Below are 24297 nucleotides of genomic sequence, written 5' to 3'. Positions count from 1 at the left end.
AGCGAGTGACAATGACTGACTTGAAAGACGTTGCACGGCTGGCTGGCGTATCCCGCGCCACCGCCGCCCGCACCTTTGCTTCACCCGACCAGGTGCGCCCGGCCACCCGTGAGCAGGTGTTCGCCGCCGCTCGTGAGCTGGGCTTTCGGCCCAATTTGCTCGGCCGCCAATTGCGCCTGCAAACCACCCAGCTGATTGGCGTCGTGGTGCCCAACCTGCTCAACCCGGTGTTCGCCGAACAGTTCCAGGCCATGGAGCGTGCGGCACGGTTGCGCGGCTACAGCCTGTTGCTGGCGACCACCGACTACAGCAGCGAACGCGAAAGCGTGGTGGTGGAAGAGTTGTTGCGCCAACGCGTCGACGGCCTCGTGCTGACGGTGACCGACGCCGAAAGCAACAGCGTGCTCAACAGCCTCGCCAGCGAACAAACGCCGTTCGTGCTGGCGTATCACCAACCGAGCAACCCCAACTACAGCGCGGTGTCAGTCGATAACCGCGCGGGCATGGCCCTGGCCACGCGGTATTTGCTCGACGCGGGGCACCGCCGCATCAGCATGGTTGCCGGCCCCGCGTTGCAGTCCGATCGCGCTCGCCTGCGTTACGCGGGCTATTGCGACGCGATGAAAGCGTACGGGCTCAACACCCGCCCGGTCATCGAGATGCCGGCCCACACCCAGGCCGAGTTCGCGGCCATCGCGCCCTTTCTCCACGGCCCCCAGGCCCCGACTGCGCTGGTGTGTTCCAACGATTTCCTGGCCATCAGCCTGATCGCCGAGTTGCGCCGCAACGCCTGGCATGTGCCCGAGCAACTGTCGGTGATGGGCTTCGACGGCATAGCGCTCGGCACGCAGATGCACCCGACCCTGTGCAGCGTGGTGCAACCCATCGCGCTGCTCGCCAGCACCGTGATTGATCAATTGCTGGCGCAGATCGCCGGCCAATCGCCGATTTCCCATTGTCTGCCTTGCCATATCCGGCCCGGCGAAAGCACTCAACCCCACGAGGAGACGCTTGATGCGCGCGTTCAGTAAAACTTTGGCAGCCGTGCTGCTGTGCGGTGCGGCCAGCCTGGCCCAGGCCGCCGAAACCGCGATTTGCTACAACTGCCCGCCCGACTGGGCGGACTGGGGCAGCCAGCTCAAGGCCATCGCCGCCAGCACCGGCGTGCAGGTGCCGCTGGACAACAAGAACTCCGGCCAGTCCCTGGCGCAGTTGGTGGCCGAGAAGGCCGCGCCGGTGGCGGACGTGGTGTATTACGGCGTGACCTTCGGCCTGCAGGCGCAAAAAGCCCAGGTGGTCGACACCTACACACCCAAAGGCTGGGAACAGATCCCCGCCGGCTTGAAGGACCCGGCCGGCCACTGGTTCGCGATTCACTCCGGCACCTTGGGCATCATGGTCAACGTCGACGCGCTGGGCGGCTTGCCGGTGCCGCAAGGCTGGGCCGACCTGCTCAAACCTGAGTACAAAGGCATGGTCGGTTACCTCGACCCGTCCAGCGCGTTTGTCGGCTACGTCTCTGCCGTGGCGATCAACCGCGCGCTGGGCGGCGACCTGGACAACTTCGCGCCTGCTATCGACTACTTTCAGAAGCTCGCGAAAAACGCGCCCATCGTGCCCAAGCAGACCGCGTATGCGCGGGTGCTGTCCGGCGAGCTGCCGATCCTGGTGGACTATGACTTCAACGCCTACCGCGCGCGTTACAAGGACAACGCCAATGTCGCCTTCGTGATCCCCAAAGAGGGCAGCATCAGCGTGCCGTACGTGATGAGCCTGGTGGCTAACGCGCCGCACCGCGCGAATGCGGAAAAGGTCCTCGACTTTGTGCTGTCCGACGCCGGCCAGGCACTCTGGGCCAAGGCCTACCTGCGCCCGGTACGGCCGATGAAAATGCCCGCGGATGTGGCCGCGCAGTTCCTGCCGGACAGCGACTATGCGCGTGCCGGCGTGGTCGACTACGAAAAAATGGCCGCTGTGCAGGAAGCCTTCGCCGCCCGTTACCTGAACGAGGTCAAGTAAGTGGCCGCATCGGCAAAACACGCCGCCTGGGCGTTGGCCCCGGCGTTTGCGGTGCTGCTCGCGTTCTGGCTGTTGCCGCTGGCGCACCTGGTGGTGCTCGGTGCGCAAAGCCGCGACAGCCTGGGCAGCGGTTATTGGCAGGTGCTCAGCAGTGCGCAGTACCTGGGCAGCCTGGGGCAAACCGTGATCCTTGCGCTGGTGGTGACCTCGGTCGCGTTACTGATCGGCGGCATCAGCGGCGTATTTCTCGCGCGCCAGCAGTTCTTCGGGCGTTCGGCGCTGGTGGCGCTCTTGACCTTTCCGCTGGCGTTTCCCGGCGTGGTCGTGGGGTTCCTGGTGATCCTGCTGGCCGGGCGCCAAGGCCTGTTCGCCGCCTTGGGGCTGCAACTGGCCGGTGAGCGCTGGATCTTTGCGTATTCGTTGGCCGGGCTGTTCGTGGGCTATCTGTACTTCTCGATTCCACGGGTGATTCTCACGGTGATGGCGGCGTGCGAGAGCCTCGACCGCAGCCTCGAAGAAGCGGCTCATTCTTTGGGGGCCGGCCATTGGCGCGTGGTGTGCGACGTCATCGTGCCGGGCCTGGCCCCCGCGCTCGCTTCGTGCGGGGCGATCTGCTTTGCCACCTCGATGGGGGCGTTTGGCACGGCCTTCACGTTGGGCACGCGGCTGAACGTCACCCCGGTGGCGATCTACAACGTGTTCACCAACTACGCCAACTTTGCCGTCGCCGCTGCCCTGTCGGTGGTGCTCGGTGCGGTGACCTGGGCCGTGTTGCTGTTGACACGACGGCTGGTCAAAAACGCGGGGACAGTCCTGTGAAACGCTCTTCGCTGTTTGTGATTCAACTGCTGTTTACCCTGCTGGTGTGCGCCTTCATGTTGGTGCCGGTGGTGATGTCATTGTTGGCCGGGTTGACCCGCAACTTCTTTGTCGGCCTGTCCAGTGGGTTGACCTTCGACTGGCTGATCCAGGTGTGGCAGGCCTATTCGCCGACCGTGTGGCTGTCACTGCAATTGGCCCTGGCCTGCGCGGTGTGCGTCGGCGTGATCGGCGTACCTGCGGCCTATGCCCTGGTGCGGATGAACAACCGCTTCAGTCGCGCCTTCGAGGAGCTGATGGTGCTGCCGGTGGCAATGCCGGGGTTGGCCAGTGCGTTGGCGTTGCTGCTGACCTACGGCCAGTTCGGCACGTTTCGCAGCAGTTGGTTGTTCATCCTCGTCGGCCACGTGCTGTTCACCTTGCCGTTTCTGGTGCGCCCGGTGATGGCCGTGATGCAGCGCCAGCAACTGCCGGTGCTGGAGGAGGCGGCGGCGAGCCTCGGTGCCGGGCCGATCAAACGCTTCTTCAGCGTGGTAGTACCGAACTGCCGGGCGGGGATTCTCGCCGGCGTGCTGATGGTGGTCACCCTGAGCCTGGGTGAATTCAACCTGACCTGGATGCTGCACACACCGATGACCAAAACGCTGCCCGTGGGCCTGGCCGACAGCTACGCCTCGGCCCGCCTGGAAATTGCCAGCGCCTACACCCTTATCTTTTTGCTGATGATCGTGCCGCTGCTGGTTGCGCTGCAGGCCATCAGTGCTCGTTTGTCCCGTGGAGAGCGTCGATGACCGCTATCACTATTCGGTTGCAGGGCTGTCGCAAGGCATTTGCCGACGGCACCGTGGCCGTGCATGACTTGAATTTGACTGTCGAAGGCGGTGAAACCCTGGCGATTCTTGGCCCGTCCGGCTGTGGCAAAACCACGACCTTGCGCCTGATTGCCGGCCTGGAGCGCCCGGACGTGGGCCAGGTGTTTTTCGGCGATCAAGACGTCACCCGTCTGCCCATCGAGCGTCGCGACGTGGGCATGGTGTTCCAGAATTACGCGCTGTTTCCTAACCTGGATGTGGCCGGCAACATCGTCTATGGCTTGAAGATTCGCGGCATGTCGGCGCCGGCGCGCAACAAGCGCTGTGAAGAGTTACTGGAGTTGGTGGGCTTACAGCAGCACGGCAAGCGCAGCATCCATGAGCTTTCGGGTGGGCAGCGTCAGCGCGTGGCCCTGGCTCGGGCGCTGGCTCCGCGACCTAAAGTGCTGTTGCTGGATGAACCCCTGGCGGCCCTCGATGCGCAATTGCGCGAGCGTCTGCGCAGTGAGCTGGACCAACTGTTGCGTGGGCTCGGCATCACCTCGGTCTTTGTCACCCACGATCAGGGCGAAGCCATGGCCCTGGGCGACCGCATCCTGGTGATGGAACAGGGGCGTGTCGCGCAACTGGCCAGCCCCCGGCAGATCTACCAGCAGCCGGCCACCGCGTTCGTTGCCGGATTTGTCGGCAATCTGAATGCCTTTGCGGTCCTCGACCGCACCGCCCACGGCCTGAAAGTCTGTGGTGGTGAGCTGCCGTGGCACGCCGCCGAGCGCCCCGGCACCGTGTATTGCCGCCCCGAACACCTGCGCGTGATGGAGGGGGAAGGGCACTTGCACGGCCACCTGTTGGCGCAGTTCTTCCAGGGCGCGCAAAGCCGCCTGTTGGTGGACATCGGTGGGCCGCAACCGCTGCTGGTGGACTGCAGCGACAACCACTTGCACACCGTCGGCGCGCCGATTGCCCTGGCCATTGCGCCGCACATGTTGTTCACCCTGAATGCGTGAGAACCTATTGTGAACCGTCCGTTTCTTGTTGCGCAGATCAGCGACTTGCACCTTAAAGCCGGCAATCGCCTGACCTACGGCGTTGTCGATACCCTGGGCGCGCTGCGCCGAGCCGTCGACCATCTGAACGCCAGCGACCCCAGGCCCGATATTGTGGTGGTCAGCGGCGACCTGGTGGACTTCGGTCGCGCCGACGAATACGCCGTGCTGCGCCCTGAGCTGGCACGCCTGCAGATGCCGTGCTACCTGGTGCCCGGTAACCACGACAGCCGCGCGCCGTTGCTGGATGCCTTCCGCGATCACGCTTATTTGCCCGCCTCGGCCGAGGGCCCGTTGGATTGGGTGGTGGACGAACATCCGCTGCGTCTGATCGGCCTCGACTCGACCATTCCCGGTGGCCATGGCGGCCAGTTGCTGGACAGCCAGTTGCAGTGGCTCGACGAACAGTTGGCGCTGCGTCCCGCTGCGCCGACCTTGTTGATCCTGCATCACCCGCCGTTTGTCAGCGGCATTGGCCATATGGACCGCGAAGCCTTTATCAACGCCAGCGCTTTGGAGCGCGTGGTTGCCCGTCACCCGCAAGTGGAGCGCCTGTTGTGCGGGCATTTGCATCGGCCCATGCAACGGCGTTTCGGCGGTAGCTTGAGCTGTGTGTGCCCCGGCACTTCCCACCAGATCGTGCTCGACCTGCAAGACGCCGCGCCCGCGCATTTCAACCTGGAGCCGGCGGGTTACCTGCTGCACCGCTGGGATGAGCAGCAAGGCTTGATCAGCCACAACGGCGTGTTCGGGGATTACCCGGGGCCGTATCCGTTTTATGACGCTCATGGATTGATTGACTGAGGTTCTACGGAGGTTCACTTCGCTCAACTAAGTAGTTAAACGCCCGTTAGTGCACCGGCCACACGCCAGTGGGGTCGCGTGCTTCCTGCTGCCTTTTTTTTGCGCCCGGAACCTGGATTCCGCGCCGGAGTTCGTCCTGATGAAAGCCACATTGAATGTATTAAGCGTATTGACCGGCAGCCTGGGCATTGCCCTGAGCCCCTTGGCGAGCGCCGATTTCCTGAGTGACAGTAAAGCCAACTTGAGCCTGCGCAACTTCTACTTCAATAACGACAACCGTGACGGCGCCGCCGCCCCGTCGAAGACCGAAGAGTGGGGCCAGGCGTTCCTCCTCAACTACCAGTCGGGCTTTACCGAGGGCACCGTCGGTTTTGGCCTTGACGCCGTCGGCATGCTCGGCGTGACCCTCGACAGCGGCGCTGGCCGCCACGTGGGCAGCTCGATGATCCCCAACGATGACGGCAAAGCGGCGGACAGCTGGACACGTGCTGGCGCGACGGCCAAGGCGCGTTTCGCCAAGACCGAACTGCGCTACGGCTACTTGCGGCCGAACCTGCCGATCCTGGTGAGCAACGATGGCCGCCTGTTGCCGCAATCCTTCGAAGGTGGCCAGGTCACCAGTAAAGACATCGACAACCTGACCCTGATCGGCGGTCAACTGCAACACACCACCGGCCGTGGTTCCAGCGACAGCAGCGGCCTGGCAGCGGCGGGCGGCACCCGGGAAAGCAATAAATTCAACTACGCCGGTGCCGACTACCAAGTGAACAAGGACCTGCTGGTCCAGTACTACTACGCCAACCTTGAAGACTATTACCAACAGCACTTCGCCGGTTTGATCCATGTGTTGCCGCTGGGCGACTACGGCTCACTGAAAACCGACCTGCGTTACTTCAAGACCACCTCCGACGGTAAAAACAGCAGCGCTGCCGGGCGCGCCGAAGGTTATAAGTTCGGCGGCTATACCAAGAACGGTAACGGCGAGATCGACAACAACACCTGGAGCGCCGCCTTCATTTATTCCCTGGGGCCTCATGCGATCACCGCCGGTTACCAGCAAGTCTCCGACGACAGTAACTTCGCCCAACTCAACCAGGGTGGCCTGGTGAACAAAGGGGAGGGTGGCGCCAGCCTGTACCTCTACACCGACCGCACGGTGCAGACCTTCATCCAGGCCGGTGAACGCACCGCCTTCGCGCAATACGCTTACGACTTTGTCGCGCTGGGCCTGCCGGGCCTGAAGGCGTCGGTGATGTATTTGAAGGGCGACCATATCCTCACCACCGCCGGCAACAATGCCAGCGAGTGGGAGCGGGATATTTCCCTGGATTACGTGGTGCAAAGCGGTACGTTCAAAAACGTCGGGTTCGGCTGGCGCAACGGCATGTCGCGCAGTGAGGTGGCGCGCGACCAGGATCAGAATCGCCTGTTCGTGAGCTATTCGATTCCGTTGATGTAACTGGTGGACGCACCGCGCCTCACGGCTGTGTTGAGGCGCGTGCGTTCAAGGGCGTGAGTGATTTTACGTGCGTCGCCTTGTCGTCATCGATGGGTTGAAAACCGCAGCGCAGATAAAAGTGCGCGGCCTGTGGTGTATCGGTGAACAGGCGCACGGCCTGAAAGTGAACCGCTGCGTATTCCAGTAGCTGCGCTACCAAGGCCGTTGCGATACGACGGCCGCGCATCGCGGGTGCCACGTATACGCGGCGCAGCCGACCGATCCTCGGGCCGGCGTACGGGTCGCAGGACAGACCGCCGACGGCAATCAACTGGCCGTGATGAAAGCCCCCCAACAGGCACTCACCGGGTTGCTCAAATCGATTCGAGTGGTTTTCCCATTCAGTGATAAGCCGCGTCAGAAACCTGAACCCTTCGGCAACGGCCTGGGCTTCCAGGACGTGGATCTGCTGGGGGAGTTCGCCCAACGTGTGTATTGCAAGGTCTTCGCTGGCCTGTATCACGCATCTTCCCCGCTCAATCAGACGGCCTTGGACTCAACGCAACAGGGAACTGTGGTGAATCAGCCGCTGGTCACAGTGGATGGATTATCGACGTTCACATCACCCGATTTCTGCCCGCCGCCTTGGCTTCATACAGCTGCATATCCGCGCGCTTGAGCAGCGCCAAAGAATCCCGGTCTGCAGGCAGGGCGATGCTCACGCCAATACTCACGGTGACATGGTCCACCGTCGGAAATTTTGCCGCCGCCACGGCGGCGCGGATTTTCTCGGCGACCACGTCGGGGCTGTCGGGCTCTTCGACTTCCGGCAGCAACACCGCGAACTCTTCACCGCCGTAACGCGCGACAAAGTCGGTGGCGCGGGTGGTGCTTTGGATCAATGCCGCCAGATGGCACAGCACGTCATCGCCCACCGCGTGGCCATAGGTGTCGTTCACCCGCTTGAAGTAGTCCGCGTCGATCAGCAACAGGGCAAAGGTCCGGCCGGTGCGTTGGAACAGCAGGCCGTTCTCGGCGAGTTTTTCATCGAAGCGGCGGCGGTTGTAGACGCCGGTGAGTGCGTCGTGTGATGCCAGGCTCAAGAGATCGGCATTGGCACGGGTGAGGTCGGCGGTGCGCTGGGCGACCGTGGCTTCCAGGGACGCGTTGGCGTCCTGCAGTTCGCGCTCTTTGGTGAGCAGCGATTGGGTCATGCCGCTGATGGAACGGCCCAGTTGGGCGATTTCCAGCACCGCGTGTTCCTGGGGGAAGACGGCGCCGGGCCGCTGGTCCTGCACTTGCTTGGCCGACTTGGCCAGGCGCTCGATGGGACGGCTGAGTGACGACGCGACGTAGTAGGCGGCAAGTACGAAGACAATCGCCGCGAGCAAGCCGAGCAGCAACAGTTTGTGGAGCAGGGTGCGCGCCGGTTGCAGGGCGACGTCCAACGGTTGGCGCACCATGATGTACCAGGTCATTTTGGCATTCGATGGGCTAGGCACCGCCACCGAGGCGGTGACATAGCCATTGCCCGTGGACCAGCCGGAGGGTGGGCTCAACTGGTTGGGCGGCAGGTGTTCGCCGGCGAGCAATTCCGGGTAAAGCACCCGGCCGTCGAAGTCGACAATCAGCGCCTCGACCTCGGGGATCGCATCCTTTTGCATCACCGCGGAATTGACGATCTGGGTCACCCAACTCCAGTGAGCATGGGCCCCCAGCACGCCGATCGTCTCACCCTCGGCATTGCGAATCGGCGCGGCGAAATCGATAAAGCGCTGCAGCTCGCCATTCGCCGCACTGGGTAACAGCTTGGCGAGCAACAGGGCTTCGTGGGGATCACCGGTGTACTCGGCGTGCATGCCCGCCTGAAACCACGGCCGCTGTTGCACCGATTGATTGACCAGCAGCCCGTTGACCGCCTGCCGCACACGCCCGTCGGCATCGGCGACGCCCATCCACGCATATTCGGCGCGCGATTGCGTGCGCAGTTCCATCAAGGTCAGGATATCCGGCACGTCGAGGTTGCCCCGGCGCATGAGCGGTGCCTTGCTCAACAAGGACACTTCCAGTTGGCGCTCACGCAATTGCACGGCCAGCAGCGCCGCCGTCGAGCGGGCCGTGCTGAGCAGCGTGTTGCCACTGGCCTGCTTCATCTGCTCCGTGGCGATATGCCCGACATAGGAACCCACGCTGAGCAGTGTGAGTAACGACAAACCGGCAAACCACAGGGTCAGGTGAGTGCGCAGGCTGGCTTTGATCATGGGGGCTCATTTTAGTATTTGTTTTCAGGCATGGTATGCGCGATGGAAGGGGCACGGCCAGCGGTGAACCACAAACGTACAAGATTCAGCGCAAACCGCTGCATAGACTCGCCGGACTTCTACTACGGCAGGTTCTCCATGGACATTTTTCTCTACGCATTCAGTGTCATGTACAGCCCGGGCCCGGTCAATTTCATGGGCCTGAATGCCGGGCTTACCGGCAAATTCCGACGCTCCACCGGGTTTTTCATCGGCGTAGGCTGCGCGATGCTGTTGCTGTTCGTGCTGTTTGGGTACACAGGCGAGGCGCTCATCTCCCAGGCGGCGTTACCGTATATCTCGCTGGCGGGTGGCATTTACACGCTGTACCTGGCCTATCAGGTGTTCACTGCCCGCACGGTTGTCGAGGACGCTGCCAGCGAGCCGAGCAAAACCCTCACGTTCTGGAACGGCCTGGTGATTCAGTTGCTTAACCCCAAAGGCATCATGGCAGTGCTGCCGATCACCAGTGTGATGTTGCCGGCGGCGCATATCAGCGGTGCGTCCATCGCCGGAGTGTCGGCATTACTGGCGTGTGGTGCGTTCGGCGCGCCTTGGGTTTATGCGTTGCTCGGCGCGTTGCTGGGACGGCGAATCGGCGGGACGTCGGCGTTTACTGTGTTCAACCGCTGCATGGGAGTGGCACTGGCGGTGTGTGCGTATTTCATGTTTCACGCGTTCTACCTGCACCTGACTTCAACATGAGCAAATCTTGTGTTGGTCTGAAATAAAATGAGTTTGTCTCATTATCAGACTCTGTCGACAATGGCTGCCATCAATACTTACGTTGGAGTTGTATGTCATGGCAGTCGCTCATTCCCTTGGATTTCCGCGCATTGGACGCGATCGTGAACTGAAAAAAGCGCAGGAAGCGTTTTGGAAGGGTGAACTCGACGAAGCCGGCCTGCGTGCCGTCGGCCGTGACCTGCGCAAGACCCATTGGGCGCTGCAAAAACAGGCCGGAATCGAGCTGCTGCCCGCCGGTGACTTCGCCTGGTACGACCAGGTACTGACACATTCGCTGATGTTCGGCGTGATCCCTGAACGTTTCCGCCCGGCCGATGGCAAAGCCACCTTGCACACCTTGTTCGGCATGGCGCGTGGGGTCAGTGACAGCTGCTGCGGCGGTGCCCACGCCCAGGAAATGACCAAGTGGTTCGACACCAACTACCACTACCTGGTGCCGGAATTCAGCGTCGACCAGCAGTTCCACCTCGGCTGGGATGAGCTGTTCGAAGAAGTGCAGGAAGCCCGTGATCTGGGCCACAACGTCAAGCCGGTCGTCATCGGCCCGCTGACTTACCTGTGGCTGGGCAAGGCCAAGGGCGGCGATTTCGATAAGCTCGACCTGCTTGAGCGCCTGCTACCGCTGTACGGCCAGATCTTCCAGCGCCTGGCTGACCTGGGCGTTGAGTGGGTGCAGATCGACGAGCCGATCCTGGCGCTCGACCTGCCACAAGCGTGGAAAAACGCGTTTGAGCGTGCCTACAACCTGATCCAGCGTGACCCGCTGAAAAAGCTGGTTGCCACTTACTTCGGCGGCCTCGAAGAGAACCTCGGCCTGGCTGCCAACCTGCCGGTCGACGGCCTGCACATCGACCTGGTGCGCGCGCCGGATCAATACCCGACGATCCTCGACCGCTTGCCGGCGTATAAAGTGTTGTCGTTGGGGGTGGTCAACGGCCGTAACGTCTGGCGTTGCGACCTGGAAAAAGCCCTGGCGACCTTGCAACATGCGCATGAAAAGTTGGGTGATCGCCTGTGGGTTGCACCGTCCTGCTCGCTGCTGCACAGCCCGGTTGACTTGAGCCGTGAAGACACGCTGGATGGTGAACTGAAAAGCTGGTTGGCCTTCGCCCTGCAGAAGTGCGCGGAAGTCGCGGTGCTGGCCCAGGCCGTCAACGCACCCGACGCACCGAGCGTGCTCGCCGCCCTGGCGCAAAGCCGCGCGGTACAAGCGGCCCGCGCCGCTTCACCGCGTATTCACAAGCCGGCGGTGCAAGCCCGTGTGGCGGCAGTTACCGCCAACGACAGCCAGCGCCAGTCGCAGTTCGCCCAGCGGATCGACAAACAGCGTGCCGGCCTGAACCTGCCGCTGTTCCCGACCACCACCATCGGGTCGTTTCCACAAACCGCGTCGATCCGCCTGGCGCGCCAGTCCTACAAAACCGGCAAGCTGAGCGCGGCCGAATACGTCGAAGCCATGCACAGCGAGATCAAACACGCCGTTGAAGTGCAGGAAAACCTTGGCCTGGATGTGCTCGTGCACGGTGAAGCCGAGCGTAACGACATGGTTGAATACTTCGCCGAGCAACTGGACGGCTACGCGTTCACCCGCTTTGGCTGGGTCCAGAGCTACGGTTCGCGCTGCGTGAAACCGGCGGTGATCTTTGGCGATCTGAGCCGTCCGAAGGCCATGACGGTGGAGTGGATCCGTTACGCCCAAGGCCTGACCAGCAAGGTCATGAAGGGCATGCTGACCGGCCCGGTGACCCTGCTGATGTGGTCGTTCCCACGGGAAGACGTGAGCCGTGAAGTGCAGGCGCGTCAACTGGCACTGGCGATTCGTGACGAGGTGGTCGACCTGGAAGCCGCCGGCATCAAGATCGTCCAGATCGACGAAGCCGCGTTCCGTGAAGGGCTGCCGTTGCGTCGCTCGCAGTGGCAGCACTACCTGGACTGGGCCAGCGAAGCGTTCCGTCTGTGCGCCAGCGGCGTGCGCGATGAAACCCAGATCCACACCCACATGTGCTACAGCGAGTTCAACGACGTGATCGAGTCCATCGCGGCAATGGATGCCGACGTCATCACCATCGAGACATCGCGTTCGGACATGGAGTTGCTGGACGCGTTCGAAGCCTTCGCTTACCCGAACGACATCGGCCCGGGTGTCTATGACATCCACTCGCCACGCGTGCCGGATGTGGCGCAAATGGTTAATTTGCTGCGCAAGGCGGCCAAGCGGATTCCGGCGCAGCGTCTGTGGGTCAACCCGGACTGCGGTTTGAAGACTCGCGCCTGGCCGGAGACTGAAGCGGCGCTGATCCATATGGTCGCTGCGGCGCGTCAACTGCGGGCTGAGCTGGCCTGAGCTAAACCCTGTGTGCGGTGGCGCGTTCGTTTCGAAGCAGGCGCGACTTAAGGTCGAGAAACTTAATCGAGTCTGTCGGCGTCGATAATGAACGACACAGGTTGAGTGGAGGTAAAGATGGCAGGCATCAACGAGCAATCCATTGAGGCGGTGATTCAGTTCTGGAAGCAGGCCGGGCCCAAGCGCTGGTTCGCCAAGGACGAGGTGTTCGACGCGGCCTTTCGCGACGGGTTTCACGCGACCCACATGCAGGCGGCACGCCGCGAGTTGGAAGGCTGGCTGGGTTCTGCTCACGGCGCGCTGGCCTTGTTGATCCTGCTGGATCAGTACCCACGCAATGCGTTTCGCGGTACCGCGCATATGTTTGCCACCGACCCGCTGGCGCGTTTGTACGCACACCGGATGGTCGAGGCCGGGCTTGATCAGTTGATCGAGCCCGAACTGCGTGCGTTCTGTTATTTGCCGTTCGAGCATTCGGAAGACCCGGCGGATCAGCAGCGTTCAGTGGCGTTGAACCAGCACCTGGATGCCAGCACCCGCCACTGGGCCAATGAGCACGCGAATATCATCCAACGGTTCGGGCGTTTTCCCCATCGCAACGCGGTGCTGGCAAGAGCAACCACGCCACAGGAGCATGAATTTCTCGAGGCTGGCGGCTTCGCAGGTTAGGCCTCGGCCTGCGCCAGGGCGGCCTCGGCGGGGGCTGGACGAAAGCGCCGCAGGCCCTTGAGGTCGACCGCCCAGCGCAACGCTTCGGTGGCCGAGGGGCGTGGTCCGTGGCTGATTGCGTTGGCATCCTCGGTCAGCGTGCCGAGGTAACCCTGGGCACCGCCGCGCTCGCTCCAGTAACGGGTGTGGCTCAGCCAGGAGCGGGCGAGCCAGCCTTGCCACTTGCCGACGGTGACCGGCAGGTCCAGCACGCCGGCGCCCATCACTGGCTTGACCGGGCCACCGACGACATCGCCAAACAGGCCGAAGGGCGCCGGGAAGTAGAGATTGGTCCAGCGCGTCACGGCAAATGCTGCCGCATGGTGCAGGTAGTGCGGGGTGAACGGTTTCTGGCCGAGCATCACCGGCTGGCGGGCGTTGTAGCCGTAGCCCTGGGTGTCTTCGGTGGGCGGGCAGGCCGGGGCTTCGCGGCGTTCAATGCGTTTTTTGAAATCACTCACGCTGCGGCCCAGCAGCAGGCTGGCATGGGCCATCGGGCTGCCGACAGTGACCAGGTCGGTGATGCGCCATGGGTTGCCCAGGCCGCGCTGCTCGATAAACGCCTCGGCCTGCTGTTCGCGAAATCTCAACGTGCTGCCCAGGCTGCCGTCGAGGGCCGCGCCGGCGTTGGGCAGTGCTTCCTTGACCACCGGTTGCAGTGCGGCGTGGTCGGCATAACGTCTGGCCAGTTCGCGGTTGCTGGGGATGACTTTGGTCAGTTGGTCGTGATGTTCATGCCACAGGTAGCCGACGATATCGTAGGCAATCACACTGCCCAAACTATGGCCGACGACGATGATGCGGTCGTAGTCGCCCTTTTTGTGCAGGGCGCGCAGCAACTCAACGCCATCGGCGCGGATCTGTTCGCGCACCACGACGTTCTGCGGGTTGGGGCTGAGGTAGCGTGCCGCGTCACCCAAATAGGACAGCGCGGAATAGCGCAACCCCAGGCCGATGGCGGCGACCAGCAGCGGAACCAGGGCAAAAGGGTTGTCGCCATGATCGAACTCGCCCCAGGCCGTGGCCAGGGTGCCGGTCGCGACCAGCAGCAGGAGCATCATCACCGTCCAGCGGGTGGTGCGCCAGATCGGCACGATGGCATTGGGAATGTCACGGCGCGGGCGCTTGAAAATATCCCACAGCCAGCCCAGCAGGTGGCCAACCTTGGTGCCTTGCATCTTGTGGGCCCAGTAATACTCGTAGAAATCCGTGCTGGTGCGCCCCGACGACTTCAGAACGCGCAGGTCGAAATTGCGCGAAAGCCGGTCCGGCTTGCTCCAGTAGAACGGCGTGCCGCCCGGCGTGTCGGTCGGGATCATCGCTTCCACGAAGCCGCGTAAAGTGTCCATCGGGCGTTGTTCGCCGATGCCGTGGATGACGACAACTGCTTGTTTCATAAGCTGATCATTCCTTGAAGAACTACGAACGGCGTGGCCGATTTCGCAGAGTAGCTATTCGCTATGATATTGCCATCATTGCTGCTATTCCCGCCAGGAATGCCCCCATAAAATCCCTGCATTGTCTTTCTCTGCGCAGATCTCGTAGCGTGACGGCTCACACACGGAGACTGCTCATGAGCCATGGCCCGCTGCGCCTTTACGTTGATTCAATGTTCACCAGCCCTTACGCGATGTCGGTGTTCGTCACGCTGCGGGAAAAAGGCCTGGCCTTCGACACGGTCTGCCTTGATCTCGACGCGGCGCACCACCAGACCGCGGAGTTTGCGCGGCTGTCCATGACCCAGCGCGTGCCGACGTTAGTGGAGGGAGACTTTGCCCTGTCGGAGTCTTCGGCGATCTGTGAGTACCTGGATCAGGCCTACCCTGAAACTGCGGTGTACCCGGCGGACCCAAGGCAGCGGGCGAGGGCGCGACAGGTCCAGGCGTGGTTGCGCAGCGACCTGTTGCCGATTCGCCAGGAGCGCTCGACCCTGGTGGTGTTTTGCGGGCAAAAAGCCCCGCCGTTGTCGCCGGTGGCGCAAGTGGCGGCGCAAAAGTTGATCGAGGCGGCGCAGACGCTGTTGGCGGGCAACCCGGTGAACCTGTTCGGCGCATGGTCCATTGCTGACGTGGACTTGGCCGTGATGCTCAATCGCTTGATCCTCGGCGGTGACCGCGTGCCTGACGAGTTGGTCGCCTACGCCCGGCACCAGTGGCAGCGGCCCTCGGTACAGGCGTGGGTCAACCTGCAACGCCCGGCGCTTTAGCGGTTTCTTGCGATTCCTGGGCAACGCGCCGGTCCAGGTCTTCCCAATCCGCCATGCCCAGCACCCGCGTTGTGTTCAAGCCGCGCAGGTAACCGCGCAGCTGCTGGGCGCTGGCGTAACGCTTGTCGGCGCCCGCGGCTTCGTCCTGCAACACGTGTTCATAATCGACCAGGTAATCGGCGACCCGCTCGCGAAACTCCGGCAGTACGGCTTCGCGGATGCGGTCGAAGGTTTTCTGGTAGGGCTTCATAGCGTGGTCCTTATAGTTTTATGACGATCGGGGTAGGCGACACTATCGGTTCAAATGATAGTCACCATCAAGGATCGCAAGTTCTGTTTTTATGCGAAAAGCGGACAATCACGCCATCGAGACGCTGTTCAAGGAAATGCGCGATGAGGACGATGATCCAGTTGGGTTTAATCATGTTGATGCTCGGCACCACAATGCTGGCCAACCCGGCGATTGCCGATGATCTGCGTACGGGCCATTTGCTGCCACTCATCGGTAGCGTAGACTCCCTGCAGCACGCGCAGTCGGTGGGGGTGTTGTACAGCGAAAACACCCGCGACAACCTCAACTACCTTGAACGCTACCACGCCATGGCCATGAACGGCGCCAAGGATGCCCTCGACGGGCGCATCCGCGAGGCGTTCGTCAATAGCTCCGACCCGGAGTTGGCGATTGATTGGTTGATGAACTCGCTGCAGGGCACTTTTCGCAGCGTGACTGTCTATAGCAGCCTGGATGAGCTGGTGCAGGCTCACCCGGATGTGGTGGTGGTGCTCGATACCCATAACCAACTGCTGACCCAGCGCAACGACCGGGTTGAAGCGCGCTTTGTGGCGCGGTTCTACGATGCGAACCTGCAATACATCGCCAAGGCCGAAGGCTCGGTGCTCAAACAGGTGCCGTCGGTGTGGGTGCTGGACAAGGCGGCGCCCGAGATTGCTGCGCAGATTGAACAGCAGCGTGATGTACAGCTTGATGCCTTGAAGCAGTTTGATGTATCGCTCAAGGCCCTGGTTCGCGCAGGTTGACGCGTGGATTGATGTGAACCCTATTGGTTATTTTCAGGAATGTTTATGCGCTCTTTTTTCGTCCCGGCCCTGGCTTTTGCTTCCGTGTTGCTGACCGGCTGTATTACCGCTCCCAATGCTCCGACCTTGACGTTGCAAACCGACAAGACCCCTGAAGGTTATCTGCAGTGCGTATTGCCCAAGCTTGAAAAGTCCGGCATCACATCGACCGTGACCCAGAATTCGCGCCACGCCAAAGTCGTGTTGACCAGCAAGATTGCCGCCGATGATGTGTTGGAAGCCTACAAGTCCCAAGAGGGCAGCAAGGTCTTCATGTATGAGCGCAAGCCGCTGGCTTCGGCGCTCAAGCCGTCGCGCCTGGAGACGGCGGCGCAGGACTGCAAGTAACATCAGGCCTCACCGCTGCCAGTGTGGGCGCGGGTAAACCCGCTCCCACATTTTTTTGCTTACGGCTTAAGGTTTTGCTTCGCTGCTGAAGCTGTCGACAACGTTGACAAGCCCTTGAGCCGCCAGCGCGACCAACTCACCACCTTTTTCCACGGTCGCCAGGGCCGGGTCCGAGCCCATGCGTCCATCGGGGAAGCGTGCGCGGAAGTCCAGTGCCTCGCGAATCGGCCCTGTGTTGGCGATCTGCGGTGAATACTCGGCGGACTTGATCGATTCCGGGTAGGCCCACTGCGTCACCGCAATTTCCGACGGCGTGGCATGGCTGCCGTGGCCGACCGGGAATTGGCGGTGGGCCAGGTCGTTGACGCCTTCCAGATCCCACCAGTTCACCAGTTTCAGCGCGAACCCGGCCGGGCGGCGCGCATAGCTGGCTTCGGCGTACAGCTCGGAAAACGCAGCCTCGATGGTGGCGATATTGCCGCCGTGGCCGTTCAAAAACAGGATCTTCTCGAAACCGTGCCCGGCCAACGAGCGCACCCAGTCGCCAATCGCGGCGATAAAGGTGGACGGGCGCAATGAAATGGTGCCGGGAAAGCCCAGGTGGTGCTGGGCCATGCCGATATTGAAGGTCGGGGCGATCAGGATGTCAGCGTGCTGCTGCGCCTCATGGGCGATGATCTCCGGGCACATCCAGTCGGTGCCCAGCAGGCCGGTAGGGCCATGTTGCTCGTTGGAGCCGATGGGGATCACCACCGTGCGGCTGCGCTCCAGAAACTGCCCGATCTCGATCCAGGTGGATTTATGTAGAAGCATGCGACGCTCTCTTTTATCGGTGGGGACAGGCTAACCACCACGGATTGTACGACTACTCGCCACTTGTTGGGGCTTGCAGTTGAGGTAGGTCGACGACTTCAGCCAGCGCTGGTCCGGGTACCAGGAAAACATGAACTGCCCATCCTTGAGTTTGTCTACCACTTGGCGCGCCACTTGCGGGCGCACGGCAGGGCAGCCCTGGCTGCGGCCGATCCGGCCTTCGCGCTTGCTCCACGCCGAGTTGACGTAGTCGGCGGCATGGATCACCAGGGCGCGGTCGCGGGCCTGGTCATTGAAGCCCGGCTCCAGCCCGTCCATGCGCAACGAGTAACCGTGGGCGCCGCGGTAACTTTCCTGGGTGCGAAACAAGCCCAGGCTGGATTGGTGGCTGCCTTCAAGGTTCGAGAACTGGGTGGCGAAGTTTTCCCCGGATTTGGCGCCGTGGGCCACCAGATCGCGCAGCACCAGGGTTTTTTTGCGTAAATCGAAGATCCACAGCCGACGAGCGGTAGAGGGCTGGGAGTAGTCAATAACGGCCAGGCGCTCCGAGCGCTCCTCGCCGTTATTGACCGCGCACTGCACGGCGCTCAAGGCGCTTTTCAGTACGGTGGGATTGAGTTCTGGAGCCGAGCGCGCCAGGCTGCTATACAAAGAAGGAGACGTGGCACTGGCCGCGAGCGCAACATTGCTCAGCGTAGCCAGGGTTACGGTGATCAAACCGAAGCGGCATATAAAAGTCAGCATCTACAGTACATCCCCCCGCTGTGGATTGGAGTTAAGACAATTGTTCAAAAAACACGCATGTTACTTGAGCATTTGCCTGCTCGTTGCACCATTGGTCGCGACAGCCGATGAGCTGCCGGCAGACGCCGTGCCGCCTGTATCGATCAGCCCGATGCAACTGGCCCTCGCGCAGTTACCCAGCGTTTGCCCGGGCCTTGCCCCACAAATAGACGCAGCGGCCCAACTGCGCTTGCAAGCGTTTTACCAGCAGCAGGGTGACAGTCCGCTGTGGTCAGCCGCTGATCGCCGCCAGACCTTGCAAGCCCAATTGCGGTTGCTGGCTGACGACGGCCTGGACCCCAACCACTATAGCCTGCCCGCAACAGACGCCACGGCCAACGTGCTATGCAGCGATATCGGCACCAGCCAGCAATACCTGCAAGCCCTGCAGGACTTGCACTACGGGCGTTTGCAGCAGTCGCGCTTCGAGCCGCTGTGGCATTCCCAGCCACCGCTGCAAGACCCCAACACCGCAGTGCTGGCCTTTGCCGCGACCGGCCTGCACGACCTGGCCCTGGCGTTTGACCAGGCGCGCCCCAGCGCCGACCTCTATCGCAGTTTGCGCAGTACCTATGCCACCGTGCGCCTGCAACCGTTGCCGCATTGGGACCCGGTCGCCTCCGGCCCGTTGCTGCGCCCCGGCATGGACGACCCGCGCGTACCCGAACTCGCGCGGCGTCTTTACAACGGCGGGTACCTGGCCAAAGCGCCGACCGGCAACGGCACGCAATACCGTGACGAACTGGTCAAGGCGGTCAAGGCCTTCCAGCTCAGCCACTCGTTGCAGGCAGACGGTGTGATCGGTGCCGGCACCGTGGCCGAGCTCAACATCAGCCCGGCGATGCGCCGCGACCAGCTGCGCATCAACCTCGAACGTTTCCGTTGGCTGGCCCAGGACCTGGAGCCCGAAGGGGTGGTGGTCAACGTCGCGGCCGCACAACTGAGTGTTTATCAGAGCGGTATCCCGGTGTGGCAAACCCGCTTGCAAGTCGGGCGGGCGGAGCGGCAGACGCCGTTGCTCAAGTCACGGATTACGCGGTTGACGCTCAACCCCACCTGGACGATCCCGCCCACCATCATGCGTGAGGACAAGCTCCCCGCCATCCGGCTCAACCCCGAATACCTGCGCCAGCAAAACCTGCAAGTGCTCGATGCCCAAGGTCACCCACTCACGGCCGACCAGGTGGACTGGTCGCGCCCCGGGAATATTCTCCTGCGCCAGGAAGCCGGCCCGCGCAACCCGTTGGGCAAGATCGTGATGCGCTTTCCCAACCCGTATTCGGTCTACCTGCATGACACGCCGAGCCAGCCCTTGTTCACCAAAGGCCCGCGCGCGTTCAGTTCGGGGTGTGTGCGGGTTGAGCAGCCCATGTTGCTGCGTGACTTGCTGGTAACCCCGGCCGAACGCACGCGCACCGATGAGTTGCTGGCGACCGGCATGACCCATGAATTCCGGCTGGCCACGCCCGTGCCGGTGCTGTTGGGGTACTGGACCGTGGAGGTCGACCGCCAGGGCGGGCTGCTGTACGCGCCGGATATTTATGGGCGTGACCCGGTGTTGATGAAGGCGATGGGCGCCTTGCTCTAGGCGATCTGCGCCAAGATCCTGGTGACAGCCTGATCCGCTGTCATCCGCGCGGTGTCGAGCGTCAACGGCTGTTCTTCCCAGGCCTCGTACTCATGCGCTGACACCGCTTGCCAAGTCGAGGGGAGCAGCCCGGGAATATCCCCAGCGCGACTTTCCACTCGGCGTTGGTGTTCGTGTTGATCAGAACACACCACCTGGATGTTCACCCACTCAACATCGGCTGCCGCCGCCACGGCTTTCCACGCCTCCCGGCTTTCCTTGACCGGGTTCACGCAGTCCGCAATCACCGTCTGCCCCACGCGCAAATTGCTCAACGCCAGCGCATTTGCCACGCTGTAGCCGCTGGCGCCGACATCGCCGGCGAGTACCGCCGACGCCCGCAGCGCCTGCTCGATCACATCGATGCGCAGGTACACCGCGCGCGTGCGCCGTGCCAGTTCACGGGCAATCGTGGTTTTACCGGTGCCCGGCAGGCCGCTGAATACAATAAGCATGCTCAATCCTTTGATGAGAGTCGCCGGCCAGTCTAGCCGCGCTTACTTTAAATAGCAGGCGCTGATCCAGTCCGCCGGGTGCGCAGCCAATTGCGTCGCCGTGGGCAGATAGCGCGTGTCCAGTTGTGCGGCCAGCCAGAACAGCGTCGCGCTGCTGTTGGGCTGCCAGGTACCGCTGTAACCGGCTTCGCCTACGGCGGCGCGGTCTTTGTCGAACTGCACGTGGGTGTGCACGAACTCCTGATGGCTGCGTTGCCCCGTGGCGTAGGGCACCAGCCAGTCCAGGGCTGCGGCCAGCGAGGCCCCCTTGGCCTTGAGGTTCAGCCAATCGCCGCCGTAGGGCTTGGCCGCCAGCGCGGCTTGCACCAGAGGCTCAAGGTCGTAGACCACGTAATGCAAGGCGTCACGGTCTTGAAAGTCGGTCACCGAACCGTCGGGCAGGATGTTATCGGCGACCTGCTGTTTGAATAATTGATGGGCGTGCTCGAGCATGGCCGGGTCGCCGAGGGCTGCGGCAGCCACACTGACCAGCTTGACGCGATGGCTCTGCCAATTATTGGTCTGGGTGCCTTTTTTCTGCCCGTGAAATTGCTGGATCTGCGCGATATAGCCGTTGCCCAGGGCGCTGATCAAACGGCGACTGGCCGCGCGGGTTTCCAGGCGCAAGTGATCGGCTGTCAACGCGTAAGCCGTGATCAGCATATCGAGGTTGGTTTCGTCGATGGGGTTGAAGTCCGGCTGGTACACGTCGGCCCATGCGGCGAGGTAGTCGTCGACTTGCTTGAGGTAACGCGGATCGCCGCTGATGCGCCAGGCCAGTGCCGCCTGGCGCATCAGCGGCCAGTCCTTCTCGGCGGCAATGCTTTGCGTGCGGATGCCCTGGTTTGGCAGCGTGCCTTCGGTGTGCAAATGCGGCAACGGCGCGGGCGAGTCGGTCAACTGCCGTTGTGCGGCGGCCAGCAGCGCTTTGGACGTCGGGCTCGAAGCGGCCGGCTGGCACAGGTTCGGTGTTTGCGCAGCCGCCATGGCCGCGTGGGAAAGCACGGCCAGCAGTGCGGTGATGGCGACGGTGGTGGTTTTCATGGTCGGCTCAGCAGGACTCGATCGTGCCCACGCTAGCATGCAGCCGAATCGGCGTTGATGAAACTCCCGTATGCTTGCCGCCAACCCCGTAGAAACCCAGGACAGCCCATGACCTTGCCCTTCGTGAAGATGCATGCCCATGGCGATGACTTCATCATCATCGACCGCCGCGGTCAGGATGACCCGATTACCGCGCAGATCGCCCGTCGGCTGGGTAACCGCCATACCGGCATCGGCTTCAACCAATTGGCCGTGGTACTCGACTGCACCGACGCCGCCGCTCGTATCAAGTTCTGGAATGCCGATGGCACGCCGTTGCAAACCTGCGGCAGCGCCACCCGCGGCGTGGCCGACCGCTTGATGCATGAAACCGGCAGCCAGTCGGTGGTATTGCGCACCGACCGGGGCTTGTTGACCTGCGTGCGGGCGGCGGCGCAGCAGGTCTCGGTGAACATGGGCGCCCCCTCACTGGACTGGGCGGCAGTGCCGCTGGCCGCGGCGATCGACACGCGCACCTTGCCCATCGACGGCGCGCCGGCGGCGTGCAGCATGGGCAACCCGCACTGCACGTATTTCGTGGATGACCTGGCCGCGCTCGATGTGGCAGCCGTGGGCCCGGCGCTGGAAACGCATCCATTGTTCCCGGCCAGGACCAATGTGCATTTTGTGCAGGTGCTGGACCGCCAGCATATCCGCCTGCGCATCTGGGAACGTGGTGGTGGCGTGCCGCTGGGCTCCGGTTCGTGCTGCTGCGGGGCGGTGGTCAATGGGATCCGGCGCGGTTTGCTCGATGCCACGGTTCAAGTGCAGTGCGACGGCGGGACGGTCACCGTGCAGTGGGACGGGCAGGGCGGCGTCGTCTTGACCGGCAGCGTGGAGCCGATCATGCAGGGCGCGGCCTACGTGCTTTAGAACGTTACGGTAAAGGTTGTACCAGTGTTTTCGCAGGAACTCACTGCCACATCGCCACCGTGCGCCTTGGCCAGTTCGCGCACGATATACAGGCCCAGGCCGACGCTGCGCACCTCGCTGCCCTGGTCGGTGCCACGGGTCATAGGCTCGAACAGCCCGGCCAGCAGGGTTTCAGGAATCACTGCGCCGTAGTTGTGCACCGCCACTTCGCAGCGAGTGTCGGCCAGGCGTGAGGTGATCGTGATCGGCATGAGTACGTCGCCATACGCCACGCTGTTGGCGACCAGGTTGCCGATGATCTGCTGCACACGGTCGGCATCCAGGCACGCAGCGCCCGTGCCTTCGGTGTGGTGCTTCAACGTGGCGGTGGGGAAGGCCACGCGCAGCTCATCGACGGCGTGTTGAATCACCCCGTGCAGGTCCACAGCGGTGGTCTTGACGCTGATGCCGTGGCCGACCCTGGCCTGGGTGAAGTCCAGCAAGTCGGCGATCATCCGCTGGGCGCGCTCGGACGACTGGGCGATATGGCCCAGCAACTGGCGTTCCTTGGGCGTGCGCTCGCTACGGCTGAGAAAGTCGGACGCCATACGGATGGCCGTGAGGGGGTTCTTCAAGTCGTGGCTGACAATCGCCATCATCTGCTCGGCAAATAAAGCGCGGCGCTGGGCGACAGCATAGGCTTCGCTCAGCTCGGCCTGGGCCTGATGCAGCGCGATTTCGGCAGTGCTTTTTTGCTGCAACAAGGCTTCGGCGAGCTTGCGCGCATTGAGCAGCTCGCGTTCGTACTTGTCGCGGTCGGTGGTGCCGAACAACGCCAGGTCATGCACCACGGCGTCAGCCTGTGCGCGCTTGCGGGCGTTGAGCAAGACGGTCACCTTGTGCCCATCGCGGTGCAGCATGTCGAGCTTTACCTCGCTGACACTGCCATGCATGCGCAACAGCGGTGCCAGGTGGGTCTGGTGGAAAATCCGCCCGCCGATGGTCAGCAGGTCCTGGAAGGGCCGCCCGTGCAACTCGGCGTTGCGCAACCCCAGCCATTCCCCGAGTCGTGCGTTGGCATGCAGGATCGTGCCGTCCTCGGCGGTGACGGCCAGGGCACATGCGGCGCTGTCGAACAGCTCAGCCGACATGGGCCATGCCCCACGGCCCCAGGAAATTTTCCATCGCCGCTGCGCAGGCCTGCGGTGCGCTCATGTGCGGGCAATGGCCGACGTTGTCCACCAGGCAAAAGGTGCTGTTGGGGAGCACGCTGTGCAGGTACTCACCCACGACTACCGGCGCGATCAGATCGTCGCTCGATTGCAGGATCAATACGGGCGTGGTCAGGCCGATCACGTCCTGACGGTTATCCGACATAAAGGTCACCCGCGCGAATTGCTTGGCGATATCGGGTTCAGTGCGGCAGAAACTGTCGCTGAGTTCGGCGCTCAACCCTGGTTGCTCGGGGGCGCCCATGATCACCGGGGCCATGGCGCTGGACCAGCCGAGGTAGTTGCTGTCCAGGGTATCGAGCAGGTCGTCTATATCACTGCGCTTGAAACCGCCGACGTAATCAACGTCATCTATGTAGCGCGGCGAAGGGCCGATCATCACGTGGGCGGCGATACGGCCGGGGGCCAGGCGGTCGGCGAGCGTGCCAATCATCGCGCTGACTGAATGGCTGACCAAAATCACCGGGCCGCTGGCGAAGGCGTCGATAATTTCGTTCAAGTCGTGGGCGTAGCCATCCAGCGCGCTGTATTTGGCCTTGTCGAACGCACTGACATCCGACAACCCGGCGCCGACGAGGTCATAGAGCACCACGCGAAAGCGGTTGATGAATGGCGGCGCGAGGTAATTCCACATCGCCTGATTGCAGCCGAAACCATGCGAGAACACCAGGGTCGCCGACCCGCTGCCCATCACACTGACGTTGTTGCGATGTTTCAGGTTCATGGCGTTCTCATGGATGGCATT

The 24297-nt window shown here is 62.6% G+C and carries 25 protein-coding genes; 15 read left to right on the top strand and 10 right to left on the bottom strand.

All coding sequences use genetic code 11. The features are described from left to right. Positions 1-11: 11 nt before the first annotated feature. The 7 genes from JFT85_RS04205 (at position 12) to JFT85_RS04175 (ending at position 6959) form a co-directional block, all read left to right on the top strand. The gene (locus tag JFT85_RS04205) at positions 12-1031 is read left to right on the top strand and encodes a LacI family DNA-binding transcriptional regulator (protein WP_053256425.1); all 1020 of its coding nucleotides are present in this window, start codon (positions 12-14) and stop codon (positions 1029-1031) included. Beyond that, positions 1015-2019 (top strand): ABC transporter substrate-binding protein, encoded by a 1005-nt coding sequence (locus JFT85_RS04200; RefSeq protein WP_053256424.1) that lies wholly within the window; start codon positions 1015-1017, stop codon positions 2017-2019. The genes JFT85_RS04205 and JFT85_RS04200 overlap by 17 nt, the downstream gene beginning before the upstream one ends. Next, the gene (locus JFT85_RS04195; protein WP_053256423.1) at positions 2020-2838 is read left to right on the top strand and encodes an ABC transporter permease; all 819 of its coding nucleotides are present in this window, start codon (positions 2020-2022) and stop codon (positions 2836-2838) included. It begins immediately after the preceding gene. After that, the gene (locus JFT85_RS04190; protein WP_073638489.1) at positions 2835-3629 is read left to right on the top strand and encodes an ABC transporter permease; all 795 of its coding nucleotides are present in this window, start codon (positions 2835-2837) and stop codon (positions 3627-3629) included. Before JFT85_RS04195 ends, JFT85_RS04190 begins: the two co-directional genes overlap by 4 nt. After that, the gene (locus JFT85_RS04185; protein ID WP_201229312.1) at positions 3626-4657 is read left to right on the top strand and encodes an ABC transporter ATP-binding protein; all 1032 of its coding nucleotides are present in this window, start codon (positions 3626-3628) and stop codon (positions 4655-4657) included. The genes JFT85_RS04190 and JFT85_RS04185 overlap by 4 nt, the downstream gene beginning before the upstream one ends. Before the next feature lie 9 nt (positions 4658-4666). Continuing rightward, positions 4667-5500, top strand: a complete 834-nt coding sequence (locus tag JFT85_RS04180; RefSeq protein WP_073638488.1) for a phosphodiesterase — start codon at positions 4667-4669, stop codon at positions 5498-5500. Positions 5501-5639: 139 nt separating this feature from the next. After that, positions 5640-6959: an OprD family porin gene (locus JFT85_RS04175; RefSeq protein ID WP_201229310.1), complete on the top strand. Its 1320-nt coding sequence runs from the start codon at positions 5640-5642 to the stop codon at positions 6957-6959. A gap of 19 nt (positions 6960-6978) precedes the next feature. On the opposite strand, the gene JFT85_RS04170 is transcribed toward JFT85_RS04175, so the two are convergent. After that, entirely contained in the window at positions 6979-7461 is a 483-nt protein-coding gene (locus JFT85_RS04170) for a GNAT family N-acetyltransferase (RefSeq protein WP_053256539.1), read from the bottom strand. Positions 7462-7555: 94 nt separating this feature from the next. Then, on the bottom strand, positions 7556-9199 hold the full coding sequence (locus tag JFT85_RS04165; RefSeq protein WP_069551424.1) for a sensor domain-containing diguanylate cyclase: 1644 nt from the start codon (positions 9197-9199) through the stop codon (positions 7556-7558). A 138-nt stretch (positions 9200-9337) separates the two neighbouring features. On the opposite strand from JFT85_RS04165, the gene JFT85_RS04160 reads away from it, so the two are divergent. From JFT85_RS04160 to JFT85_RS04150, 3 genes are all read left to right on the top strand, one after another. Next, complete coding sequence (locus tag JFT85_RS04160; protein WP_069551425.1) at positions 9338-9943, top strand: LysE family translocator; 606 nt, start codon at positions 9338-9340, stop codon at positions 9941-9943. Between the two features lie 97 nt (positions 9944-10040). Further along, positions 10041-12329 carry a 5-methyltetrahydropteroyltriglutamate--homocysteine S-methyltransferase gene (gene metE, locus JFT85_RS04155; RefSeq protein WP_073638485.1) on the top strand — a complete coding sequence of 763 codons (2289 nt, stop codon included), beginning with the start codon at positions 10041-10043 and terminating at the stop codon, positions 12327-12329. A 117-nt stretch (positions 12330-12446) separates the two neighbouring features. Further along, the gene (locus JFT85_RS04150; RefSeq protein WP_201229308.1) at positions 12447-12998 is read left to right on the top strand and encodes a DUF924 family protein; all 552 of its coding nucleotides are present in this window, start codon (positions 12447-12449) and stop codon (positions 12996-12998) included. Here JFT85_RS04150 and JFT85_RS04145 read toward each other — a convergent pair. Further along, a complete protein-coding gene (locus JFT85_RS04145; RefSeq protein ID WP_201229306.1) occupies positions 12995-14434 on the bottom strand; it encodes a hypothetical protein in 1440 nt (479 codons plus the stop codon). The two genes, JFT85_RS04150 and JFT85_RS04145, sit on opposite strands and share 4 nt — an antisense overlap. Positions 14435-14610: 176 nt before the next feature. Between JFT85_RS04145 and yfcF the strand changes: the two genes are divergently transcribed. Further along, positions 14611-15243 (top strand): glutathione transferase, encoded by a 633-nt coding sequence (gene yfcF, locus JFT85_RS04140; RefSeq protein ID WP_053256413.1) that lies wholly within the window; start codon positions 14611-14613, stop codon positions 15241-15243. Here the strand turns inward: yfcF and JFT85_RS04135 are convergent. Further along, a complete protein-coding gene (locus tag JFT85_RS04135; RefSeq protein ID WP_053256412.1) occupies positions 15218-15493 on the bottom strand; it encodes a hypothetical protein in 276 nt (91 codons plus the stop codon). The genes yfcF and JFT85_RS04135 overlap by 26 nt on opposite strands. 143 nt (positions 15494-15636) lie before the next feature. On the opposite strand from JFT85_RS04135, the gene JFT85_RS04130 reads away from it, so the two are divergent. Both JFT85_RS04130 and JFT85_RS04125 read left to right on the top strand, forming a co-directional pair. After that, the gene (locus JFT85_RS04130; protein ID WP_069551429.1) at positions 15637-16281 is read left to right on the top strand and encodes an ATPase; all 645 of its coding nucleotides are present in this window, start codon (positions 15637-15639) and stop codon (positions 16279-16281) included. 45 nt (positions 16282-16326) lie between these two features. Continuing rightward, the gene (locus tag JFT85_RS04125) at positions 16327-16668 is read left to right on the top strand and encodes a hypothetical protein (RefSeq protein ID WP_201229303.1); all 342 of its coding nucleotides are present in this window, start codon (positions 16327-16329) and stop codon (positions 16666-16668) included. Positions 16669-16734: 66 nt separating this feature from the next. On the opposite strand, the gene JFT85_RS04120 is transcribed toward JFT85_RS04125, so the two are convergent. Together JFT85_RS04120 and JFT85_RS04115 are read right to left on the bottom strand one after the other, a co-directional pair. Then, the gene (locus tag JFT85_RS04120; protein ID WP_053256409.1) at positions 16735-17481 is read right to left on the bottom strand and encodes a creatininase family protein; all 747 of its coding nucleotides are present in this window, start codon (positions 17479-17481) and stop codon (positions 16735-16737) included. Positions 17482-17511: 30 nt separating this feature from the next. Further along, a complete protein-coding gene (locus JFT85_RS04115; RefSeq protein ID WP_053256408.1) occupies positions 17512-18225 on the bottom strand; it encodes a murein L,D-transpeptidase catalytic domain family protein in 714 nt (237 codons plus the stop codon). Between the two features lie 40 nt (positions 18226-18265). On the opposite strand from JFT85_RS04115, the gene JFT85_RS04110 reads away from it, so the two are divergent. Further along, on the top strand, positions 18266-19852 hold the full coding sequence (locus JFT85_RS04110) for a L,D-transpeptidase family protein (RefSeq protein WP_201229301.1): 1587 nt from the start codon (positions 18266-18268) through the stop codon (positions 19850-19852). On the opposite strand, the gene JFT85_RS04105 is transcribed toward JFT85_RS04110, so the two are convergent. Beyond that, positions 19849-20346 carry an AAA family ATPase gene (locus tag JFT85_RS04105; RefSeq protein ID WP_201229299.1) on the bottom strand — a complete coding sequence of 166 codons (498 nt, stop codon included), beginning with the start codon at positions 20344-20346 and terminating at the stop codon, positions 19849-19851. The genes JFT85_RS04110 and JFT85_RS04105 overlap by 4 nt on opposite strands. 42 nt (positions 20347-20388) lie before the next feature. Continuing rightward, positions 20389-21429: an alginate lyase family protein gene (locus JFT85_RS04100; RefSeq protein ID WP_078828113.1), complete on the bottom strand. Its 1041-nt coding sequence runs from the start codon at positions 21427-21429 to the stop codon at positions 20389-20391. Between the two features lie 108 nt (positions 21430-21537). Between JFT85_RS04100 and dapF the strand changes: the two genes are divergently transcribed. After that, positions 21538-22341: a diaminopimelate epimerase gene (dapF, locus tag JFT85_RS04095; RefSeq protein ID WP_053256404.1), complete on the top strand. Its 804-nt coding sequence runs from the start codon at positions 21538-21540 to the stop codon at positions 22339-22341. On the opposite strand, the gene JFT85_RS04090 is transcribed toward dapF, so the two are convergent. After that, the gene (locus JFT85_RS04090) at positions 22338-23471 is read right to left on the bottom strand and encodes a PAS domain-containing sensor histidine kinase (RefSeq protein WP_053256403.1); all 1134 of its coding nucleotides are present in this window, start codon (positions 23469-23471) and stop codon (positions 22338-22340) included. The two genes, dapF and JFT85_RS04090, sit on opposite strands and share 4 nt — an antisense overlap. After that, positions 23461-24276 (bottom strand): alpha/beta fold hydrolase, encoded by an 816-nt coding sequence (locus JFT85_RS04085; protein ID WP_069551435.1) that lies wholly within the window; start codon positions 24274-24276, stop codon positions 23461-23463. Before JFT85_RS04085 ends, JFT85_RS04090 begins: the two co-directional genes overlap by 11 nt. Positions 24277-24297: the final 21 nt, after the last annotated feature.

This window comes from Pseudomonas sp. TH04, from assembly GCF_016651355.1.
Taxonomy (GTDB): domain Bacteria; phylum Pseudomonadota; class Gammaproteobacteria; order Pseudomonadales; family Pseudomonadaceae; genus Aquipseudomonas; species Aquipseudomonas fluorescens.
This window is presented reverse-complemented; position numbering and strand designations above follow the sequence as displayed.

Excerpts from the sequence above, each read along its gene's own strand:
- metE (WP_073638485.1), top strand. The coding sequence starts at position 10,041 with ATGGCAGTCGCTCATTCCCTTGGATTTCCGCGCATTGGACGCGATCGT.
- JFT85_RS04125 (WP_201229303.1), top strand. The coding sequence starts at position 16,327 with ATGCGCTCTTTTTTCGTCCCGGCCCTGGCTTTTGCTTCCGTGTTGCTG.
- JFT85_RS04145 (WP_201229306.1), bottom strand. The coding sequence starts at position 14,434 with ATGAAACAAGCAGTTGTCGTCATCCACGGCATCGGCGAACAACGCCCG.
- yfcF (WP_053256413.1), top strand. The coding sequence starts at position 14,611 with ATGAGCCATGGCCCGCTGCGCCTTTACGTTGATTCAATGTTCACCAGC.
- JFT85_RS04200 (WP_053256424.1), top strand. The coding sequence starts at position 1,015 with ATGCGCGCGTTCAGTAAAACTTTGGCAGCCGTGCTGCTGTGCGGTGCG.
- JFT85_RS04185 (WP_201229312.1), top strand. The coding sequence starts at position 3,626 with ATGACCGCTATCACTATTCGGTTGCAGGGCTGTCGCAAGGCATTTGCC.
- JFT85_RS04115 (WP_053256408.1), bottom strand. The coding sequence starts at position 18,225 with ATGCTGACTTTTATATGCCGCTTCGGTTTGATCACCGTAACCCTGGCT.
- JFT85_RS04090 (WP_053256403.1), bottom strand. The coding sequence starts at position 23,471 with ATGTCGGCTGAGCTGTTCGACAGCGCCGCATGTGCCCTGGCCGTCACC.
- JFT85_RS04100 (WP_078828113.1), bottom strand. The coding sequence starts at position 21,429 with ATGAAAACCACCACCGTCGCCATCACCGCACTGCTGGCCGTGCTTTCC.
- JFT85_RS04135 (WP_053256412.1), bottom strand. The coding sequence starts at position 15,493 with ATGAAGCCCTACCAGAAAACCTTCGACCGCATCCGCGAAGCCGTACTG.
- JFT85_RS04130 (WP_069551429.1), top strand. The coding sequence starts at position 15,637 with ATGAGGACGATGATCCAGTTGGGTTTAATCATGTTGATGCTCGGCACC.
- JFT85_RS04105 (WP_201229299.1), bottom strand. The coding sequence starts at position 20,346 with ATGCTTATTGTATTCAGCGGCCTGCCGGGCACCGGTAAAACCACGATT.
- JFT85_RS04085 (WP_069551435.1), bottom strand. The coding sequence starts at position 24,276 with ATGAACCTGAAACATCGCAACAACGTCAGTGTGATGGGCAGCGGGTCG.
- JFT85_RS04165 (WP_069551424.1), bottom strand. The coding sequence starts at position 9,199 with ATGATCAAAGCCAGCCTGCGCACTCACCTGACCCTGTGGTTTGCCGGT.
- JFT85_RS04150 (WP_201229308.1), top strand. The coding sequence starts at position 12,447 with ATGGCAGGCATCAACGAGCAATCCATTGAGGCGGTGATTCAGTTCTGG.
- JFT85_RS04175 (WP_201229310.1), top strand. The coding sequence starts at position 5,640 with ATGAAAGCCACATTGAATGTATTAAGCGTATTGACCGGCAGCCTGGGC.
- JFT85_RS04160 (WP_069551425.1), top strand. The coding sequence starts at position 9,338 with ATGGACATTTTTCTCTACGCATTCAGTGTCATGTACAGCCCGGGCCCG.
- JFT85_RS04205 (WP_053256425.1), top strand. The coding sequence starts at position 12 with ATGACTGACTTGAAAGACGTTGCACGGCTGGCTGGCGTATCCCGCGCC.
- JFT85_RS04120 (WP_053256409.1), bottom strand. The coding sequence starts at position 17,481 with ATGCTTCTACATAAATCCACCTGGATCGAGATCGGGCAGTTTCTGGAG.
- dapF (WP_053256404.1), top strand. The coding sequence starts at position 21,538 with ATGACCTTGCCCTTCGTGAAGATGCATGCCCATGGCGATGACTTCATC.